The 20001-nt window shown below is 67.8% G+C and carries 19 protein-coding genes; 9 read left to right on the forward strand and 10 right to left on the reverse strand.

What is annotated here, in order from left to right:
- Positions 1–115 precede the first annotated feature (115 nt).
- The 6 genes from ROY82_05295 (at position 116) to ROY82_05320 (ending at position 6365) form a co-directional block, all read left to right on the forward strand.
- Positions 116–583, forward strand: coding sequence for a type II secretion system protein (locus ROY82_05295; GenBank protein ID MDT3681881.1), 468 nt, complete (start codon positions 116–118; stop codon positions 581–583).
- Between the two features lie 8 nt (positions 584–591).
- Entirely contained in the window at positions 592–1095 is a 504-nt protein-coding gene (locus ROY82_05300; protein MDT3681882.1) for a prepilin-type N-terminal cleavage/methylation domain-containing protein, read from the forward strand.
- Between the two features lie 12 nt (positions 1096–1107).
- Positions 1108–2013 carry a prepilin-type N-terminal cleavage/methylation domain-containing protein gene (locus ROY82_05305; protein ID MDT3681883.1) on the forward strand — a complete coding sequence of 302 codons (906 nt, stop codon included), beginning with the start codon at positions 1108–1110 and terminating at the stop codon, positions 2011–2013.
- Between the two features lie 20 nt (positions 2014–2033).
- Positions 2034–3905 carry a DUF4900 domain-containing protein gene (locus ROY82_05310; GenBank protein MDT3681884.1) on the forward strand — a complete coding sequence of 624 codons (1872 nt, stop codon included), beginning with the start codon at positions 2034–2036 and terminating at the stop codon, positions 3903–3905.
- 33 nt (positions 3906–3938) lie between these two features.
- Positions 3939–4681 (forward strand): IS5 family transposase gene (locus ROY82_05315; GenBank protein MDT3681885.1). Its coding sequence is split into 2 segments (ribosomal slippage): positions 3939–4263 and positions 4263–4681, totalling 744 coding nucleotides; the frame shifts between segments, so codons are not numbered across the junction.
- Positions 4682–4964: 283 nt separating this feature from the next.
- Positions 4965–6365, forward strand: coding sequence for a S8 family serine peptidase (locus tag ROY82_05320; protein MDT3681886.1), 1401 nt, complete (start codon positions 4965–4967; stop codon positions 6363–6365).
- Positions 6366–6645: 280 nt separating this feature from the next.
- Here ROY82_05320 and ROY82_05325 read toward each other — a convergent pair whose 3' ends face one another.
- From ROY82_05325 to ROY82_05350, 6 genes are all read right to left on the reverse strand, one after another.
- Complete coding sequence (locus tag ROY82_05325) at positions 6646–7983, reverse strand: HAMP domain-containing sensor histidine kinase (GenBank protein ID MDT3681887.1); 1338 nt, start codon at positions 7981–7983, stop codon at positions 6646–6648.
- Positions 7980–8639 carry a response regulator transcription factor gene (locus ROY82_05330; protein ID MDT3681888.1) on the reverse strand — a complete coding sequence of 220 codons (660 nt, stop codon included), beginning with the start codon at positions 8637–8639 and terminating at the stop codon, positions 7980–7982. The genes ROY82_05325 and ROY82_05330 overlap by 4 nt, the downstream gene beginning before the upstream one ends.
- 22 nt (positions 8640–8661) lie before the next feature.
- Positions 8662–9300, reverse strand: coding sequence for a hypothetical protein (locus ROY82_05335; GenBank protein MDT3681889.1), 639 nt, complete (start codon positions 9298–9300; stop codon positions 8662–8664).
- On the reverse strand, positions 9266–10114 hold the full coding sequence (locus ROY82_05340) for an FAD:protein FMN transferase (GenBank protein ID MDT3681890.1): 849 nt from the start codon (positions 10112–10114) through the stop codon (positions 9266–9268). The genes ROY82_05335 and ROY82_05340 overlap by 35 nt, the downstream gene beginning before the upstream one ends.
- 92 nt (positions 10115–10206) lie before the next feature.
- Positions 10207–10539: a hypothetical protein gene (locus tag ROY82_05345; GenBank protein MDT3681891.1), complete on the reverse strand. Its 333-nt coding sequence runs from the start codon at positions 10537–10539 to the stop codon at positions 10207–10209.
- On the reverse strand, positions 10536–10997 hold the full coding sequence (locus ROY82_05350) for a hypothetical protein (GenBank protein MDT3681892.1): 462 nt from the start codon (positions 10995–10997) through the stop codon (positions 10536–10538). Before ROY82_05350 ends, ROY82_05345 begins: the two co-directional genes overlap by 4 nt.
- Positions 10998–11082: 85 nt before the next feature.
- Between ROY82_05350 and ROY82_05355 the strand changes: the two genes are divergently transcribed.
- Both ROY82_05355 and ROY82_05360 read left to right on the forward strand, forming a co-directional pair.
- The gene (locus ROY82_05355) at positions 11083–11754 is read left to right on the forward strand and encodes a VOC family protein (protein ID MDT3681893.1); all 672 of its coding nucleotides are present in this window, start codon (positions 11083–11085) and stop codon (positions 11752–11754) included.
- A gap of 259 nt (positions 11755–12013) precedes the next feature.
- The gene (locus ROY82_05360; GenBank protein ID MDT3681894.1) at positions 12014–14155 is read left to right on the forward strand and encodes an efflux RND transporter permease subunit; all 2142 of its coding nucleotides are present in this window, start codon (positions 12014–12016) and stop codon (positions 14153–14155) included.
- Between the two features lie 191 nt (positions 14156–14346).
- Here ROY82_05360 and ROY82_05365 read toward each other — a convergent pair whose 3' ends face one another.
- A complete protein-coding gene (locus ROY82_05365) occupies positions 14347–15012 on the reverse strand; it encodes a GNAT family protein (protein ID MDT3681895.1) in 666 nt (221 codons plus the stop codon).
- A 201-nt stretch (positions 15013–15213) separates the two neighbouring features.
- Between ROY82_05365 and ROY82_05370 the strand changes: the two genes are divergently transcribed.
- Positions 15214–16377, forward strand: a complete 1164-nt coding sequence (locus ROY82_05370; GenBank protein MDT3681896.1) for a VLRF1 family aeRF1-type release factor — start codon at positions 15214–15216, stop codon at positions 16375–16377.
- Between the two features lie 24 nt (positions 16378–16401).
- Here ROY82_05370 and ROY82_05375 read toward each other — a convergent pair whose 3' ends face one another.
- The 3 genes from ROY82_05375 to ROY82_05385 form a co-directional block, all read right to left on the reverse strand.
- Positions 16402–17331 carry an acetamidase/formamidase family protein gene (locus ROY82_05375; GenBank protein MDT3681897.1) on the reverse strand — a complete coding sequence of 310 codons (930 nt, stop codon included), beginning with the start codon at positions 17329–17331 and terminating at the stop codon, positions 16402–16404.
- Between the two features lie 141 nt (positions 17332–17472).
- The gene (locus tag ROY82_05380; protein ID MDT3681898.1) at positions 17473–17949 is read right to left on the reverse strand and encodes a hypothetical protein; all 477 of its coding nucleotides are present in this window, start codon (positions 17947–17949) and stop codon (positions 17473–17475) included.
- Positions 17950–18270: 321 nt separating this feature from the next.
- Positions 18271–19926 carry an ABC transporter substrate-binding protein gene (locus ROY82_05385; GenBank protein ID MDT3681899.1) on the reverse strand — a complete coding sequence of 552 codons (1656 nt, stop codon included), beginning with the start codon at positions 19924–19926 and terminating at the stop codon, positions 18271–18273.
- Between the last annotated feature and the right edge of the window lie 75 nt (positions 19927–20001).

A 20001-nucleotide genomic window follows, 5' to 3' on the forward strand; every position in this document is an offset into this window, starting at 1 on the left:
CCTTGCGCAAGAGACCCCTTGTTGCAGGCGCGCCATTGGCGCGGCGCTAGCTCCATCCCCCGATTGAGGAAGCTTGTAAGACCCCCGTGACACCCCGCTGCTATGCTGCTGCCAAATGCGACCTAGAGCACATACGCTCCGCAACGCTGGTAGCTCCGGGTTCACCCTCCTGGAGCTGCTGGTGGTCGCCGCCATCATAGGAATAGTGGCGGGCATAGCAGTAATGTCCGGCCGCCCGCTGGTGCGGGCGCAGGCCGAAGAAGCCGCGTTCCGGACCGTGCAGCAAAGCGTTTGGCAGGGGGCCACCATGGCGGCGTCGCGGGGGGTGCGTACACAGCTCACCTATACCGGGTCGACCCTCGACGTCATGAACCAGTCCAGCGGTGCCGTCATCAGGACGTTCGAGCTGCCCGCTGCCGCCAGTATCAACGTGCCCAGCGGCACGACCCTCCTCGAGTTCACGCCCCCGGGTAAGGTCGACGAGGCCAGCCTGGCGGCGTTACCGGATCCTTTGACGATCACCTCCAATGGCAGGGCCAGGGACGTTGAGGTCTCGCTGATCGGAGAGGTGCGCCTAAGGTGAGGGGGCTGATGTCCGTGAGTGTTTACCAGCGCCGGCGGTTCGCGGCGAGGCGATCGCAGGGCCTCACCCTGCTCGAGGTCATCCTCGCCCTCGCCGTCCTTGCCATAATCGGGGCAGTCTTCACTACTGCGGTGCTGCGTAACCTGAGGCACACGACCACTGCCGGCACGCGCACCCAAGCCGCGCAGGTGCTCAATTACTTCGGGCGGCGCATCGTAGGCGGGGACTCAGCGCTCCAGCCGGCTAGCGGTGACACCCTCTCTTGGGGCTACGAGCAGCTCGCCGCGGCGTTTCCCGACATCGGAGGCGCTACGGGAATGGCAGATGTTGACCGTTACCGGGTAGACGTCTCGGCGGTAGGCACCTCTACGGTGGCAGGCGCCACATTGCAGCAGTACGACGTTTTGGTTTGCTTCGAGGCCCCGGACGGAGAGAGCTGCGTGACGGGCACCACCCTCAGCTCTTCCGCAAGCTCGACCGGCTCGACACCCCCGCTGCCCGGTGTCAACTAGGAGGCCCTGCGTATGAACAAGCAAGCAAGACACCAGGGCATGACCCTCATCGAGACGCTGGTAGCGTTGTTCATCTTCGGCATCGTGGCCATGATCGCTACGTCGGGCGTCATCAGTGCCCTTAGGGTGCAGGGGGTGAATGAGGCTGCCACCAGCGCTCAAGCCAAACTGCGGCGAGTGGTCGAGGTGTTCACCCAGGAACTGCGTAGCGCCGTCCTCGGCGGCGTGAGCAACCAGCCCTATGCCTCGGACAACTCCAGCATCTCGTTCCTCCTGCTCGACGGCGGCGCAGGCTACCAGGTCTTGCCCCACGACCAGGGTAGCGGCTTCCCGGCCTCCGTCAACTTCGAGATCATCGCGCCTGGCGGTGCGGCGGAGGTGACGGCGGCGCTTAACGGTCAGCAGATCATGCTGATAAACGGCAATGGCGACGCTACCGTGCTGCAGGTAACGAACGTAGCCGCCACCAAAGGGCCAGGGAGCGCCACCTATCGAGTGGTGCACAACGCTTGCGCGAACACCATCGATTACACGCCCAACTCCACGCTGATCATGCTGGTGACTTCGCTCGGGATGAGTTTCGACGCCGCCACCGGCACCCTCAACCAAACGAGTGGAGGCGGCGCCGAGGTGCCGATGGCCTTCTCGCTCGATGGGGTGGAACTCGAGTACATCTATCTCCTCGATGACGGCACCAGCCGTGTGCTCTCCGCGCCCTACGCGGATGCCAACGGCAACCCGGTCAAGCGCGGCAACGTTGCCGGCGAGAACGTGAGCCTAGCCCGGATCCAGCTGACCGTGAGCGCGACCGAGCCGAGCGGCGCTGGTCACAGCGTGAGCAGGTCGTACACGGGTCAGGTCGAAATGGCCTCTAACCCGAGCTTCAGGATTGACAGGGTGGTGCCATGCATACCTTAAGAAGTCGACGCGGAGTAGCCATGCTCTACGCCCTCCTCCTGATGGTCGTGGTGGTAGGGATCGGCACGCTCATGTTCGCGCGGACCGTCAATGAGATCAAGCATAGCGGCGATGACGCGGCCATCATCCAGACCCTGCTCCTTGCGCGTGGCGCAGCCAACATGGGTGGCGCGGTCATGCAGGGCGCCGTGAGGGCCGAGCTCGAGAACATCGTCGAGGCAGACTCCAGCACCACGAACCGCTGGTCGTTCGGCACCGGGAACGCGAGCAGTACGGCACCCGACGCGTCTAGCGTTGCCACTGCCCTGACTACAGGAAGCTCCAGCGTGGCTCGTAAGCTGCAGACGAGTGTAGACGCTGCACTATGTAATCAGGCCATCCCGCTTACCGGGGCCGGAACGGCCTGGTTCCGTGTCTACTTCACCGATAGCGCCTGTGGCGTGGCCCTCCCAGCCAGCGTGCAACTGCCGGCAGGACGCTTCGTTTCCGGCATTCCTCGCGGCAAGGGATCGGGGGCGGAGCAGGTCTACGCCCTCCCGTTCGTGCTCGTCGCCGAAGGCAGCGTTGGCACCTACAACCGAAACGTGGTGGCGCAAGGCGAGTACCGCTTCGAGGTCGGTCGCGCCTCCTTCGCCAAGTACGCGCTCTTCACCAACGTCCACACGACGGGCCCCAACGGCAACGACATCTGGTTCACGGACCGCACACTGTTCGACGGTCCCGTGCACACCAACAACTACTTCCGCTTCTACGACCGCCCGTGGTTCGGCGGCCCGGTCACCAGCGCCGGCTGTGACGACGTCCGAGCCGACCGCTGCGCTAAGTACGGCCTGCGTGGTGCCGAGTTCTACGACGAGGGGCTTATCTCGTCCGCCAACATGAGCCCGTCCGCCACCAACCCCAGCTACCGGAACGTCTACGGCACCCACGCTCCGGAACTCACGGGCGGCGTGGCCTGGGAAGCGGCCTACGTGCCGCTGCCTGCCAACAACCAGGACCAGGAGGCAGCAGCCAACACTGCCGGACTGATGTTCGGAAGCAGCCTCGACAGCCTGACTCTTTGGGCAGCCAACAGCGCCGGTGAGTCGCCCACAAGGGACGCCTCGGGCGAGTTCCAGCCTCCCGCCACCCACCAGTTCATCCAAGCCTGCACGAGCAAGAAAGACTCCAGCTGCACAACATACCGCTACGACGACAGCGGTCTGCTCGAGAGGCGCAGCGGTAACGGCCCGAACTACACGTGGACCACCGTACGCGCCAACTTCAATGGCGTCCTCTACACACAGGGGAGCGTCGATCACTTCACGGGGCCTGCGCGCGTACCCTCGAACAGCAACGATCCCCGAAATGCGCCTCCCGCGCTGGCATCTTTCGCGCAGCTCACCCTGGCGGTCGACGACAACGTCACGATTACGGGTGATCTGAAGTACGAGAGGCCCCCATGCACGGGAACCCCGAAGCGCGTAGATGGTGTCGTCGTGCCGGCAGAGTGTGACGACCTGGACGCCGCCAACGTACTGGGCGTCTACACCCAGACGGGTAATATCAACTTCGGCCATAACAACAGCAAGACGCGCGACAACGCGCCATACGACGTGACCGTCCATGGCGTGTTGATGACGAGCCGCGGCCGGGTCCAGGTCGAGGACTACTCCAACGGGGGCGTGCGCGGCTCGGTCAACCTCCTCGGCGGAATAATCGAGTATTACTACGGTGCATTCGGAACCTTCAACGCCGGCTCCGGGAACCAATCCAGCGGTTACTCGCGCGCCTTTACCTACGACCGGCGCATGTCCATGGGGATCGAGCCGCCATACTTCCCGACGGTCATGCAAGACGGCGTGAAGGGCGTGTCGGTCTTCAGTTTCGGGCAGAGGGAGCAGCTCTACTAGGGCGTGTTCACACTATATGTGGTAGTGTGTGTCATGCAGCTTACTCGCGAGCAGTTCGCCCTGATCGAGCATCTCTTGCCGGTGCAGCGCGGCAACGTGCGCATCGATAACCTTACGCTCCTGAACGCGATCCTTTATGTCGCGGTGAACGGCTGCACCTGGCGCGGGTTGCCCGCACGCTACGGTCGCTGGCACACGGTCTACACGCGCATGAGTCGGTGGGCGAAGGCCGGTGTCCTCGACCGCGTGTTTGAGGAGCTCCAGATGCTCCAGCTCCTGCGCGTCAGGATCGAGGTCGTCAGCCTCGACAGCACCAGCATCAAGGTGCACCCGGACGGGACGGGGGCCCTGAAAAAGGGGGGCCTCAAGCCATCGGCCGCAGCCGCGGCGGGCTCAACACCAAGGTTCATCTGGTTGCCGCGGGCCTCAAGCAGGTCCTCGGCTTCTGCCTGAGCCCCGGCCAGGCGCACGACGCGCCCATCGGACGTGAACTGCTCCAGAGCCTCGGGGTCGACAACTTGCAGATCCCGCTCATCATGGACCGCGCCTACGAGGGCAACGAGACGCGCTACCTGGCGCAGTCGCTGGGCTTCGAGCCGGTGGTGCCACCGCTGCAAACGCGGCGAGACCCATGGGAGTACGACACCGAGTTGTACAAGCGCCGCAACGAGATCGAGCGCCTCTTGGGCCGCATCAAACGCTTCCGACGCGTCTTCACCCGCTACGACAAGACCGACCTGATGTTCAGCGCCTTCATCACCGACCAACTCCGTTAGCGTGAACACGCCCTAGTCGCCAGGCTCGATCGGCAGTTGTCATCGGCCCCACCCGTTCAGGCGTGGGGCCGATGACATTCTCGAGACTCGATGGTGGAGCCCCCGCGGGTGCCCTGGACTAGGGAACGACCGCCGGGACCGCTGTAGAAGTCCAATCGGGGGTGTATACGCCGGCTGTCACCCTCATACTGCTCATGGTAGAGTAATCTTCTTCACAACTCAGGTGGATGCATGGGGGCTACAGCCAACTGCGCCCTCGCCAGCCACCACAATGGGAGGGAAGATGAACAAGGCTCGAGTAAGCTTGGTCCTCGGAGCGGTGCTGGCCCTGGTGCTGGCGGCGTGCAACTCGGTACAGGAGAGCGGGGCGCTCGAGGCGCAGGCCAGCAAGGGGAACCTGCGCCTCAACGTGCTCCTCAACACCGACGCCAGCCCGCAGGTGCTGGCCGAACTCGGGCGCTACGGGCAGGTGCGCGACGTGCTCGAGGCCATCGACGGCGTCACCATGAATGCCAAGGCCGACCAGCTCCCGGCAATCCGGGCGCTGCCCTTCGTCGCCGCGGCCAACCCCGACGCCGAGCGCTACGCCGCACCCATCGACACGGTGGCCGCCACCGACTTCACGAACGGTTTGAGCACTTGGGACCAGGACGCGATCAACGTAACCGACTTTGGCACTCTCGATCGCCAAGTCGAGTTCGCGGGCTCTGGAGTCTATGTCGCCGTGGTGGACACCGGCCTGGTGGACAGCTGGCGGCAGTTCTTCCCTCAAGAGCGCATTGCCGTGGAGTACGCCAAATCGTTCGGCGGTGGTGGTGGGGAACGCGGCAAGGTCTCCGAGCAGCCCAACAAGTGGGAGCACGACACGAACAGCCACGGCACCCACGTGACCAGCACCATCCTGGGCTTCAGTCGGCTCGGCACGCCGATCAACGGCACGGCACCCATGGCGACCGTCATCCCGGTCAAGGTGCTGAACCAGAACGGCTCGGGCTGGTCGTCGGTGGTGGCGGCAGGTATCGAGTACGTTGGCGATCTCAAGGCAGGACCCCTCAAGGATTCGCCAGTCGTCATCAACATGAGCCTGGGTGGCCCGGCGCTGGACGCCATGGAGCAAGCAGCCATCGACTATGCCATCGAGCAGGGCGTCATCATCGTCGCCTCGGCGGGCAACAGCGGTGAGGCGGGCATGGGCTACCCCGGCGCCTACCCGCCGGTCATTTCGGTTGCCGCCTCTGGTTGGGTCGGGGAGTGGACGCAAGCGAGCTGGTGGTACAAGAAAGACGTTCCTGACCCCACGGACCCGGAAGACTTCTACATCACCGACTTCTCGAGCCGCGAACTCGCGGGGCAGGATCTCGATGTGGCCGCGCCGGGCTCTTGGATCGTCGGTCCGTACAAGCTGAACAGCGGCAACACGCCCAGTTACTACTACTTGGGTGGCACCAGCATGGCGAGCCCCCACGTCGCCGGCATCGCGGCGCTGATGATGGAGAAGAACGGGAGCCTGACGCAAGCTGAGGTCGAGACCATCCTCGAGGGCTCGGCCATCCCTCTGGCTGCCGGCTGCCGCACGATCACCGGACCCACGGGTGCAACGGAAGATGTCTGCTGGGGGACCGACGCCACCGGCGCCGGTCTCGCCACCGCGGACGCGGCACTGGCGGCTACGTCTACGCCGTAACATTCCCTTCTCACGCTTACCGGGGCCTGCGACAGTAGGCCCCGGTTTCTCATTTCAGGATGAACCACGCAATGACAGCCCAGGCAGCGTCGACTACATGGTCACGCCGTACACGTTCAGATGCCAACAGGTCGGCAGGCACCACCGACAAGTACGCGGGAGCGGCACGCAGCCGGCCACGTGGCCGCCCACCGCATGAAGCGCCTCGAGGCGAGGAGAGGAATCCCCGCGGCCGAACCGTAAGCGCCGGTTGGGCGCCCGTGGAGCCGGGCCCGGCACGTCACGCCGGCAGGAACTCCACCGTCACGCTGAAGCCCTCGCCGGGCGCACTCTCGATCCGCCAGGCGGCGCCGTGCCACTCCACCACCCGCTTGACGATCGCCAAGCCCAACCCGCTGCCCTGGTGGCCGGAGGGCGCCGCGCGGCCGCGCGCCGGGTCGGGACGGTAAAAGGGCTCGCCCAGCCGCGCCACCTCTGCCGCGGCCACGCCGGGGCCCGAGTCACTCACCCGGAGCACGGCGCCGCCGCCCGGACCGCGCCAGCATGCCAGCTCGGTGGGGGCGCCGCCGCCGTGGTAGGCGGCGTTCTCGAGCAGGTTGGTGAGGAGCTGCGTCAGCAGCAACGGGTCGCCGCGCACCGGCGGCGTGTCGGGGGCAAGGTCGGCGGTGAGGAGGGCCCCCGGTCGCGCTTCGCGCGCCGCGTCTACCGCGGCGTTCGCCAGCGCCGGCAGGTCGACTTCCACCAGCTTGGTGGGCGCGTGATCTTGCGCCAGCAGCAGCAGGTGATCGACCAGGCTGCGCATGTTCTCCACGTCTTGCTGCAACTCGACCAACGTGGCGCGGTAAGCGTCCGGCGCTCGCGGCCGCGCGAGGGCGCCCTCGATGCGCGTCCTCAGGGCGGTGAGGGGCGAGCGGAGGTCGTGCGCTGCCGCCCTCAGGAAGTCGACCTCCCGGTCCATGCCGTCGGCCAGGCGCGTGAAGGTGGCTTGCAGGGTGCGCGCCAGGCGCCCGAGCTCGTCGCCGGCCGCCACGCCCGGCAACGGCGTGCGCAGCTCGCGCGATCCCGACAGGCCGGCAGCGGCGCGCTCCAGTTGCCTGACGGGCGCAAGCATGTTGCCCGCCACCAGGTTGCTGAGGGCCGCCACCACCAGCGCGGCAAGCGGCACGATGACGGCCAGCGCCGACAGGTAGGCCCTCAGCGCCACGCGCACCCCGCCCGCGTCGCCCGCCAGTTGCAGCACGAAGCGCTGGCCGTCCTCGCGCACCTCGCGGCTGAGGACCTGGTGCAGGCCCACGATGGAGTAACCGGTGGGTGCGTCCAGCGGCACGTTGGGGAAGTCGGGCGTGGCGGCCACCACCTCGCCCTGCTGCAGCAGCCTCACGTGGACGTCGCTCGGGAAGTCGCTCTTGAGTGCGAGGGCCTCGTGCTTCTCGTCGGGTACGTGGACGCTGACGCGTTCGACGAGGGTCTCGAGGCGCCGCTCCTCGCTCTCCTTGAGGAAGCTGCGCAGCACCAGGAACAGCGCCAGCGCCGTGAGCAGCAGCACCGCCACCGTCTGCACCACCAGTATGAGTGCCAGCCTGCGGTGAAGGCTGGGCCGGCTGAAGTAGCGCTTCACGACACCCGGTACCCTCTGCCGCGGGCGCTCTCCACGGCGGAGTCCGCCAGCTTCTGGCGCAAGTAGCGCACGTAGACGTCCACCACCCGGGGCTCGCCGAAGAAGTCGGGGCCCCACACCCGGTCGAGCAGTTCCTGCCGCGTGAACCAGCGCTGCGGGGCCCGCAACAGCGCCTCCAGCAGGTCGTACTCCCTGCCCGTGAGGCCAACCTCGTCACCGTCCCAGAAGACGCGGCGCGCCTTCGCCTCCAGCGTGCCGCGGCCTCCGGCGAAGCTCACGTCGTCGGTGGCGCGCTCCAGGCTGCGTCTCACCAGCGCCCGCAGCGTGGCCTGCAGCTCCGCCAGCGCGAACGGCTTCACCAGGTAGGCGTCGCCACCAAGGTCCAGGCCGGCCACGCGGTCGGCCAGGGCGCCCCTAGCGGTGAGGAACACGATGGGCGTGGTGACGCCCTCCTCCCGCAGGGTGCGGCCCAGCTCGAAGCCGTCCAGGCCCGGCAGCATGACGTCGAGGATCATCGCGTCGAAATCGCCGGCCCTGGCGCTCTCCAGGCCGGAGTGGCCGTCGGAGTTCCACGTCACGTGGTGGCCGGCCTCCTCGAGCGCAGTGAGCAAGGGAGCGGCGATCCGCGGGTCGTCCTCGACGAGCAGGAGCCTCATGCGCGCGCCTCCTGCTTCAAGTCTACGGCGCCTTGGCGGGCGCGCGGCGCCCCTCCACCATGCGGATGGCGAACGTGAAGGCCACCAGGGTGACGGCGCCGAGGTAGGCCCAACCCAGGCGGTCGCTGCCCACCAGCACGCCGTGCAGGGTGCCGGCCACGAAGGCGGGGTAGGCCAGAAGGTGGAGCAGCTTGACCCACTTAGCGGGCAGCTTGCGGCGCCACGCGAAGGTGAGGAACGGCGCCAGCATGAAGTAGCTCGCCACCGTTCCGAGCCCCATGGCGAAGGGCGAGAAGGTGGCCATGCCCGGCACCAGCACGCCGACCAGCGGCTGGGAGTGAGTGGTTCCTACCAACGACAACGCCACGTGGACGGCCACCAACACCAGCCCACTTCCGGCGGTGAGGCCGTGCCAGCCGTACTGCAGCGGCTTGGCGAGCCAAGGCGGCGGCGTGAACCGCGCCGACAGCAACGCACCCGAGGCCACGCTCAACGCCAGCAGCAGGTAGCCGATCACTCCCGTCAGGCGCAGGAACGCCCACACCCAGGCGCTCGGCGCCAGGCCGGCGTACGCCAGCAGCCAGAAGGCGCCCAGGGCCACCACGGGCCCCCACAGGAGGTAACGGTTAACTTGCGGGTACGAAACTACTGGCAGCGCCATGCGCTACTCCTCTCACATCTTGTTCGAAGACGTCACCGGCGCGGTCGACCACCCACGCCCTTTCCACCTGCAGGGCGGCGGGCACCGGGGCCCCGAAGAGCAGCAACTTGGTAGCTACTTCCGCGCGTTTGAGCGAGCGGCCTACCACGGTGGCCTGCACCCAAGGCGATTCGCTCGGCCTGCCGGTGCGCGGGTCGATGAGGTGATGGGCGCCGCGCCAGGCGCGCCGAGCCACGCTGGAGGTGGCCACTCCCCACCTGCCCGGTGGGAGCGTGAGATGCCACTCCTCGGCGCCTCCCAGCAAGTTCACCTCCGTTGCCTGTCGCGAGTCGACGAGCACGTCCCCACCGGCGTCGATGATCACGTCGTGGCGACCAGCGGCGACGCGCTCCACCGCCCAGCCCTTGGCGGTGCCGCCGAGGTCGATGGCGGCGCCCGCCGGGAGCACTACCTCGCTCGGCGAAAGCCGCAACTGGCTGATGCCGGGTACGGCCGGCTGTTCGCCCTGCCCCTGCTCCCAACCGGCGCCCCGGCCGGCACCCTCCGTCCAGCTCTGGCGGTAACCGTGCCACTCCAACAGTCGGCCGATGAGCGGCGTCACCAGGCCATCCGACAGCCTGCAGGCCTCCACGGCCCACGCCAGCGCCTCGAGGAGCACGGGCTCCGGGTCGCTCAGCTTGCCGGCGCGGTTGAGTTGCGTGACGGGCGACTCGTGAAAGCGCGTCAAGCCTGTCTCCAGGCGGCGCAGCTCGGCGGCCATCTCGCGTGCCGGCCCGTAATGCCCTTGTGCCTCGATGACGACCGTGGTCCCCATGGCGTTGAAACTCAAGCTGGTTTTGGAGCCGGTCGTGGCGCGAGGGTGGACTCCAGGGAGGCGCCGGTAGGATCTTGCCGTCTGCTGGTCGGTCATGAGGCGCGCGTCGACGCCTTCGCCGAACGCGATCTGCCCGGCGCCAAGGTCACACGGGTCCCGAGTTGGGCTTGTGACGCGGAGTTGAGCGCCAGGCTCGGATAGACGGCCATCACTCGACCGGACGTGTCCACCACCACCAACTGGGTGGGCGACGCGGCCTGTACAGGGCTCGCCTGCGCGCGCAGCAGTTGCCAAGTGGCGCCCGCGCCCACGCCGATCAGGGCGGCGAGCAGCCAGGTGGTCGAGGCGGCCTTGTCGAACTTGGGGCGCCGCCCGGGCTTGGGCCGGACCGGCGCGGCCGTGGGTTTGGCCTCGCCCGGCGTCATTCGGCACTCCGGAAGTTCGCGATCGTCGTGATCAGGCCCTGGACCAAGGAACCCACTTCGGTCCGGTTCTCGTGGTCGTCGTGATGGTCGTCATCGTCGTCGTGCTTGGACTTGCGGTCCTTCGACTCCTTCTTGTCGTGGTCCTTATCGTGGTCCTTGTCGCGCTTCTCGTCGTGGTCCTTGTCGTGCTCGTCGTCATCGTGGTCGTCATCGTCATCGTCTTCGTAATAGGCGTAGTCGTCGACGTAGCCGTCTCCGTAGATGCCGGCGTAGGCGTCGGGGGAGATGGTCAGGGTGCCGTCGGGTCCGGTGGGCAGGGGCAGCGCCGTTCCACCGACCGCGGAGACGAGCCCCGGGTCGACTGCCTGCGAAGGCTGCATGGAATCCAGCAGTGCGTAGCCGGCGGCGAACGCGGCAGCGGCGCTGAGGATGGCGATTATCAAGGTGCGTGGCGACATGGTGTTCCTCCTTGACACCAAGTTGCGCCTGCTCGGTTAAGTGGGGGTTAGGGACCCCGTCCACCGGCAGGCACATAATCGGCCCATGCCCACAGCCATCGACCACCTGCTCTTCGCCGGCCCCGACCTCCCGACCCTCAAGCAGCAACTCGAGCAGCTGAGCGGCCTTGCGCCCGCCGGCGGCGGGCGCCACGAGGGCTTCGGCACGCACAACGCGCTGCTCGGCCTGGACGCCGACCGTTACCTCGAACTGATGGCGCCCGACCCCGCCTCGCCGTCCGGCGCGTTCGCGGACGCCATCGCCTACCTGGACGGGCCGGCCCTGCACACCTACTGCGCTCGGGTCGACGATCTTGGCGCCCTGTGTGCTCGCGCACGAGCGGTGGGCCTGGAGGCGACGGAGTCGCCGGGCTCTCGTGTGCGCCCCGACGGCTCACTGCTCGAGTGGACGCTGACCTTCGTCACCGGCCACCCCTACGGTGGCCACTTCCCGTTCTTCATCGATTGGCGTGGCTCGGCCCACCCGTCGGCGGCCCTGAGGGCCGGCCTGCGCTTGACGGCGTTGTGGCTCGAGCATCCCGACGCCGCTGGCCTCGCCAAGTTGCTGCGTGAGGTGGCCGGCTTCGGCGGGAGCAACGTGAGTGCGGCGGGGGAGTTGAGGCCGCTTACGGCGGTCACGCCGCGCCTGCGCGCCGACTTCACGGGTCTTAGGGGCGACTTCTGCCTTGGCGGCGGAGGTGCAGGTATGCGGCGCTGATCCGGGTGCCGCTACGGGGTCCTGATGAAGTTGCCCGAACGTGGCGCTGACGAGCTTGCCGTAATCGGCGTTGAAAAGGCGTCGAGCGCCTCTGACGAAGCTACTGGCATACACGAAGCGCGGAGGTACGACGAGGCTCCTATCGCCGGACCGACCCGACGTGCGCCCTCCGCTTCCAAGGTGCGTCAGGGGTGCTACACTCCTGCGTCGCGACGCCCTGGCCGGAGCAGAAGGCGTGCGGCGGAAGGAACGTGCCAGCATGTCCTCAACCCTCTCGAAGATCGTCGCCGCCTTAGTCCTCGTCGCCTGGTTGGTCGTTGCCGGCCTCGGCGGGCCGTACTTCGGGCGGCTGTCGGAGGTGACCACGCAGTCGGCCACCAGCTTCCTTCCCGCCACGGCGGAATCCACGCGCGTTACCGAGTTGCAGCAGGCGTTCGCGCAGGACTCGAACCCTCCCGCCATCCTCGTCTACCACTCGCCGGACGGCCTCAGCCCGGAGACGCAGGCGAAATTGCGGGACCAACTCGCGGCCATCGCGAAGCTCGAAGGGGTGCAGCAGACCTCGCCGCTCATCCCGTCGGCGGACCGCAACGCGGCCGGCGAGCCCTACGCCCTGCAGGCCTTCGTGCTCCTGGGTGGTGACCCCGGCGACGCGGTGGAGCGCATCCGCGCCCTCAACCGCGAGCAGGTGGGGAACGTCGAGGCGTACGTGACCGGGCCGGCCGGGCAGCTGGCGGACATCCGCGACGCGTTCTCGGGCATCGACGGGATCTTGCTGCTGGTCGCGGTGCTGGCGGTGCTGCTCATCCTGATAGTCGTTTACCGCAGCCCGGTGCTGCCGTTCGTGGTGCTGTTCAGCGCGATAGCGGCGTTGGCGGGCGCCATCGTGGCCGTCTTCTACATGGCCCAGGCGGGCGTCATCAAACTGGACGCCCAGGCGCAGGGGATCTTGTTCATCCTGGTCATCGGCGCCGCCACCGACTACTCGCTGCTGCTCACCGCCCGCTACCGCGAGGCCCTGCTCGAGAACGAGAGCTCGCTGAAGGCGTTGAGGGTGGCTTGGCTCGGCAGCGTGGAGCCGGTGCTTGCCTCGGGCGGCACCGTCATCGCGGGCCTGTTGTGCCTGCTTTTCTCCGACCTCAACTCCAACAAGGCGGTGGGGCCGGTGGCGGCCTCGGGCATCGTCTTCGCCCTGTTGTCGGCCCTCACGCTGTTGCCGGCGCTGTTGGCGCTCCTGGGCCGCCGCGCGTTCTTCCCGAGTGCACCGCGCTACCATGCCGCCCCCAGCCACGGGGTGGGCTTCTGGGACGGCATCGGCCGGGCGGTGGCCAACCGGCCGCGCGTGCTCTGGGGCGCCACGCTCGCGGTCCTCGTCGTGTTGGCGCTGTTCGTGCCGCAGTTCCGCGCCAGCGGCATCTCGCAGAACGACTTCATTCTGGGCGCCTCGGAGGCGCGCTCGGGCGAGAACGTGCGCGCCGAGTACTTCGTAGCGGGCTCGGGTACCCCGGTCATAGTCATGACCAGCCCGGAGGAATCGGACGCCGTGATGGCGGCCGTTGCCGAGGTGCCCGGCGTCGAGAGCGTTACGCCGCGCGCGGCCGGCTCGGGCGCCCCGACGCGGCCCGGTGAGTCCGCCAAGCCCGCAGTGGTGACCGTCGACGGGCGCAGCTGGGTAGAGTTGCAGGCCACCCTGTCGTACTCGGAGGACAGCGAGGAAGCGCTCGACACGGTGCGGACGCTGCGCACGGCGGTGAGGGCCGAGGACCCCGGCGCGCTGGTGGGCGGCGGCAGCGCGGCGAACTTAGACACGCGCGACACGGCGCGCAGCGACCTCTTCAAGATCATCCCCATCGTGCTGCTCGTCATCACGGTCGTCCTTGTGCTGCTGCTCAGGTCGATACTGGCGCCCGTGCTGCTCGTGGCCTCGACCGTCATCTCGTACCTCGCCACGCTCGGGGTCTCGGCGCTCGTCTTCAACCACATCTTCCACTTCCCGGGCGCCGACCCGAGCGTGCCGCTCTTCGGCTTCGTGTTCCTCGTGGCCCTTGGCATCGACTACAACATCTTCCTTTCCAGCCGCATCCGCGAGGAGGCGCTGGCGCACGGCAGCCGCGAGGGGGTGCTGCGCGGGCTGCGCCTCACCGGCAACGTGATCACGTCGGCGGGGGTGGTGTTGGCCGCCACCTTCGCGGCGCTCGCCGTGCTGCCCATCATCTTCATGGCGCAGATCGCGTTCATCGTCTCGTTCGGGGTGCTGCTGGACACCTTCGTCGTGCGCTCGCTGCTGGTGCCCGGCCTGCTCTACGACCTCGGCGGCGCGGTGTGGTGGCCGTGGCGGCTGAGGAGTGACGCGGGGGAGAGGGAGGCGCGGGTCAAGGCGGCCGAGGGCGAGGCGCACTGACACGCCGAGGGCGCGGTGCGCCGACACGCCGGCCGTGCGCGGTAGCGGCCCCGGTCCGACCGGCCCACGCACCCGGTTCCGCGAGCTCACGCCCCCGGTCCCACCGGCTCACTCCTCCGGTCCCACCGGCTCACTCCTCCGGTCCCACCGGCTCACGCCCCCGGTCCCACGGGTTCACGCCCCCAGCCGGCTCAGTCCCCCGCCAGCACCTCGCCCAACCGCCGCCTCTGGCGGCCGTCCGGGCCGAAGTTCTCGGGCGCCAACCAGGCCTGGTAGCCCGCTCTCAGTCGCGGCCAGTCGCCGTCCAGCATGGCGAACCAGGCGGTGTCGCGGTTGAGGCCCTTCACCACCATGTGTTGGCGGAACACACTCTCGAACTGGAACCCGAACCGCAGGGCGGCGCGCCGGCTGGGCTGGTTGAGGGCGTCGCACTTCCACTCGAAGCGGCGGTAGCCCAGTTCGTCGAACACGTAGGAGGCGCTCAGGTAGAGCGCCTCGGTGGCCACGCGGGTCCGTGCGATGGCGGCGCCCCAGAAGATGCTGCTCAGCTCGATGACCCCATGCTCCGGCACGATCCGCATGAGGGCCTGGCGACCCTCGCAGCGGCCGCTGGCGCGGTCGATCACGGCATAGAAGAGCGGGTCTTCGAGCCCCTGTACGCGCCTGAACCAGGTCGTCAGCTCCGCAGGCCCCTGCGGCCCCTCGAACAGGTAGCGGAAGCGCTCTGCCGCGCCGGGGGCAGTGCAGGCCGCCAGTAACGAGTCGTAGTGGAGCTCGTGGCTGAGCGGCTCTAGGCGCACGTAACGCCCCTCGAGCGTGACACGCTGGGGACGAGGGCGCGGTAGGTCGAATGGCATTACATACTGTCGGTGGTGAGGTTCGATTAGTCAAGTTCGGCCCTGTGCGAGAAAAGACAATGGGCCCGGATGGCAAAGTGCATAGGATTATGAGGCGCACTACTTAGACCTAAGCAGAACTCAAGTCAAATGACCACCCGGGTTGTGGCGCACCCGTGGTATCGTTCAAGGCAGCAAGTGCGGGCTGACGGAGGTACGACCATGATAGGCAGCACCCTTAAACTGGCCCTGCTCGACAACATCGAACCGCGCACGGAGCCGGTTCTTTCGCTTTACATCGACGTTTACCGGGCCAACCCCGATAACGTCAGGAAGGCTTTCCTCCTGCGCGTGGCAGAGGCCATGCGCGGACTTGACCTCGACAAGGGCTACATCAACCAGCTGAGCGACAAGCTGAACCGTGAGTACTCGCGCGCCGAGGGTCGTACCCTCGTCATCTTCGCGGGCGAGGACCCCGACGAGACCTTCGACGCCTACTACCTGCAGACGGCGCTGCCGTTCCTTGGGGCGACCGACGGCGTTCTGGCGCACTGGGGCCGGCCGCTGATCGCCCCGCTGCTATTCGAACTCGATCAGCGGGAGCGTTACGGCGTCGTATACGTTGCCGCCGACCGCGTGCGGGTGTTCGAGGCGTTCCTGGGGCAGGCCGACGAGCTGGCCGACTTCGCGCGCACTGCCGACACCGAGGACTGGGTCTCCTACCGCCACGCGCGACGCAGCCCGGGTATAGGTGCGGGCGTGGCGGCACGCGGGGGCGCGGACGTCGACAGCTTCGACCGCCGCATGGCCGAGGCCACCGCGCGCCTGTACCGTGGCCTGCTTCCGGACCTAGAGAAGGTGATCAGGGATGGTCGCATCGGACGCCTCATCCTGGTCGGCCAACCACCCGCGATCGCAGCCTTCGAGGGCGCGATGCCGTCCGGCATGAAGGAGCTCGTTGCCGGGACGCTGCCGCCGCCCTCCAACCCCGACGCCGCGGCGCACGAGTGGCAGCCGCACGTTGCGGACCTCATAGCCAAGACGGAGGTGGAGCACGAGCTTGCCTTGCTCGACCGCATCCGCGAGTCGGGCGTGTGGGGGAAGCAGGAGACGCTGACGCTACTGCAGGAGCGCCGCCTTCACACGCTGATGGTCCCGTGGTCCGAGTTGCCCAATGTGTACCTCACCAAGAGCGGCCGGGTGGCGTCGAGCGCCGAGGAACTCAGGCTGCTGGAGCCCGGCGCCGACGTCTCCGAGGTGAACCTCCTCGAGGTCCTGCCTAAACTGGTGCGCGACACCGGAACCGTCCTCGAGTTCGCCGAGGGCCCCGCGGAGGAGCGCCTGAACGAGGAGTTCGGGGGCTTGGCCGGGATCAACCGCTGGTGAGGCGAAGGCCCGGGGTGGCGCGCCTCACGCGAAGATGTGCCTCGGCAGCACCGCCGACACGACCCAGTTGGGCATGTCTACCACCTCGCTGATGCGTAATCTCACGGCCACGCTGCAGAGCGCGTAGGCGAGGTTCGGCTCCAGGCCGTACTCCCTGCCCAGGTGGTCGATCATGGCGCGGATCGCGTCCTTGGTGGCGTCCAGCAGGTCGGGCGCCACGCCCGTCGTGGCGTAGAAGCCCTTGGGCATCGGCTCGCCGGCCGCGCCGGCAGCCACCTCGTAGCGGGGGTTGGTAAAGCCCGCGCCCTTCTTCAGGTTCACGCGCACGCGCACGGTCATGGCCGTTTCCACCGCAGTGCCGCATACCTCGCCGTCGCCCTGCGCCGCGTGCGTGTCGCCGATCGATAGCAAGGCGCCGGGAACGGCGACGGGCAGCCACAGCTTGGTGCCCCGCGTGAGGTCGCGCACGTCGAGGTTGCCGCCCTGCGCGCGTGGGGGCACCACCGAGTGGTGGCCGGCCTCGGCCAGCGCCAGGCCGATGGTGCCGGGGAACGGCCGGGTGGGGAGTTCGATGCCGGGTTGGAACACCACCCTCTTGGCGTCGTAGCGCGAGATGTTGATGAAGGGCTCGCTGAACTCGTCGGCCAGCAGCCCGAAGCCGGGGATGATGCCGGTCCAGCCCCAGCCGCTCTCGTCGAAGTCCACGATCTCGATCTCCACCGCGTCGCCCGGAACGGCGCCCGCGACGTAGATGGGGCCCGTGACCGGGTTGACCCTCTCGAAATCGAGCACGCCGACGTCGGCTGCCGTGGAGCGCTCGTTCAACTGGTCGCCCGAGGAGTCGATGGTCCGGAGCTCGAGTTCGGCGCCCGGCTCGACGGTGAGGGCGGGCTCCAGCGAGTTGTCCCAGCCGAAGTGGTGGTGGTGATGGTGGATGGTCTTGAAGCTGCTCACTTGACTACCTCACTCTGTTCGAGAACTACGCGGCTAGTTGCCGGCGTCGGTATGCGAGACCCCTCGTCAGGTCTCGCAGTCTGCTGCCGGTGAACGGCAGCGCGGCCAGGTTTTCAGGCGTGAGGGGCTTATGGGTTCGGGCTAGCAACTGGTCGATAACCCTCTCGGACAGGGCCGGCGGCAATCCGCTGTGAGCGGCGAAGCTGCGAAGCTTGTGGCGCGAGAACCGTTCTTTGCTACCGCCGAGCTCCAGCGCCAAGGTGTTGTCACCATACGGCAGGGTCGGATGAGGGGCTCGCCGCGCCGCGCGGCAGGTAAGTTGATCATCCGCCCAGACACCTTGTCCTGAACGCCGGGCAGGCCAATGCGATCGAAAGGATGGGCGCTCTCGAGCGCCGCCGTGAAGCTGAAAGCGGTCAGGTCGGACGGTATCTCGAGGAGCGGTCGGGCGGCAACCGGCGGCCGGCCGGCCTCGAAGACCTGCACGTCGCCGGCGGTGTCGGAACCCACCGCCAGCAGGAGGGTGAACTCATCGTCGGCGGACGCCTTGAGCGCCCTACGTAGCGCGCGCAGCGCGGCGCTCAGTTCGGCGTCTTGTACGTCGAGCCGATCGGCCATCGGTGGCCCCTTCGGACGCGCCGGCATGAGCCGTTCGCGCGCGCTCGCGCCGCACCCAGTAGCCCTTCGGGCACGCAGGCGTGAGCACATACTAGACGGTGCGCCCGGTTACATCTGCGTGTGCGCGCAGGACCCACCTATGCCGGAACCACTCCAGGACCCAGGGAGGGTGGAAACTGCACGGGCGCACATAATCCAGTGCCGCCTGCCCACCCGGAAGCCCCGGTTCAGGCGGAATCTGCATGCTCACGTAGACGCGGCGCGCGAGGCTTTGCCCTCGCGCGCCGTATCGTTGGAGGGCATCCCTCACCGTGCTCGGACTTACTCGGCCCTACGAACCATCTCGTAGTGCACGGGGATGTGCATGGGGTCCACGAAGATCTCCTTCGGGCCCGTGACGTTGGTCGAGTGCATGCTCACCTGCAGCTCGTGGAAGACAGGGATCCACGGCGCGTCGGCCATGATGTCGACGAAGATGGAGCGCCAGGCCTCCACGCGTTCTGCGTGCTGGTCGGTGCGGGCGAGGGTGTCGGCGTACGCGGCCCGCGCCTCGATGCCTTCGTTGCAGTACTTGGACCAGTTCCAGCCACCAGGGATGTTGGAGGCGCAGGCGAGGATGGGCCAGTAGAAGTTGTTGGGGTCGGGGTAGTCGGCGATCCACGCCATGCCGCCGGACCAGAGCAATGGCGCCTCGCCGGCGCCGCCGGCCTCGATCACGGTGCTCTGGGCCTGGGTGCGGAGTTCGGCGCGCACGCCGATCTCGGCCAGGTCGGCCTGGATGGCCTGGGCGATGCGGTCGTTGGGCGCCACGTTGTAGGCGTACAGCACGGTGTCGAAGCCGTTGGGGTAACCGGCGTCGGCGAGCAGGGCCTTGGCGGCGGCAACGTCGTAGGGGTAGCCGGCGTAGTCGGCGGCGTAGCTCTCGAAGAGCGGCGGCAGGATCTGCGTGGCGGGCACGGCGCGGTTGTTGATTATCCGCACGATGCGGTCCTTGTTTATCGCCATGTTGAGGGCCTGGCGCACGCGCACGTCGGTGAAGGGCTCCATCTGGACGTTGATGGTCACGTAACCCGTCTGCATCTGCTCGCCCACCGCGACCTGCTTGCTCCAGGTCGGGTCCGCCATGACCTCGGTGTAGCGGGCGCTCGGGATGCCGTCGCCCAGGATGTCAACCTCGCCGCGCTGCAGCCGGAGGAACGCCACGTTCGGGTCCACGCCCACCTGGAAGGTCAGCTCGTCCAGGTACGGCAGGCCTGCCTCGAAGTAGTCGGGGTTGCGCTCGAGCACGATGCGCTGGCCGAGCACCCACTCCTTGAGCTTGAAGCCGCCGGTGCCCACCGGCTGGTGGCCGAAGTCGCCGTTGGCGGCCTCGACGGCCTCTCGCGGGACGATGTGCGCGAAGTTCAGGCCGAGCTTGTGGAGGAACGAGGCGTCGGGTTCGGTGGTCGTGAACTTGACGGTGTGCTCATCGACGACCTCGATGCCGCTCACCCCGTCGGCCTTACCGTCCACGAACTCCTGCGCCCCTGCGATGGTGAAGTAGAAGCCTTGACCGGGGCTCTGCGTGGCGGGGTCGAGCGTGCGCTCGAGGCTGTACTTGACGTCTTGCGCCACAAGGGGGCGGCCGTTGTGGAACTTCACGTCGTCGCGCAACGCGAAGGTGTAGGTGAGGCCGTCGTCGCTCACGGTGTAACTCTCGGCGAGGTGCGGGACGAGCTCGGTGGTTCCCGGCACGTAGTCCATCAGGCCGTCGAAGATCGACTTGATGATCGACCAGTTCTGCCAGTCGTAGCCGATCGCCGGGTCCAGGGTGCTCACGTCGTCTTGGAACGACACGACGGCGCTGCCGCCCTGCTGTGCCATGGCGGTGCCGAAGGTCAGTACCACGAGGGCGGCCAAGGCGCGGCCCAGCCAGGCTGCCCGCGGCGGGTTGGTGGCGCTGCCCCTGCCCGTCTGGTTGCTGGTCTCGGTGTCCATTGTTATCTTCCTTTCGCGCCGGTGGCGCAGGTTTCCGGCACTCGCGCCCTGGCCCCTGAGGGCTTGCGGGCGCGA

It is taken from the genome of Truepera sp. (genome assembly GCA_032027045.1).
Taxonomy (GTDB): Bacteria; Deinococcota; Deinococci; order Deinococcales; family Trueperaceae; genus JAAYYF01.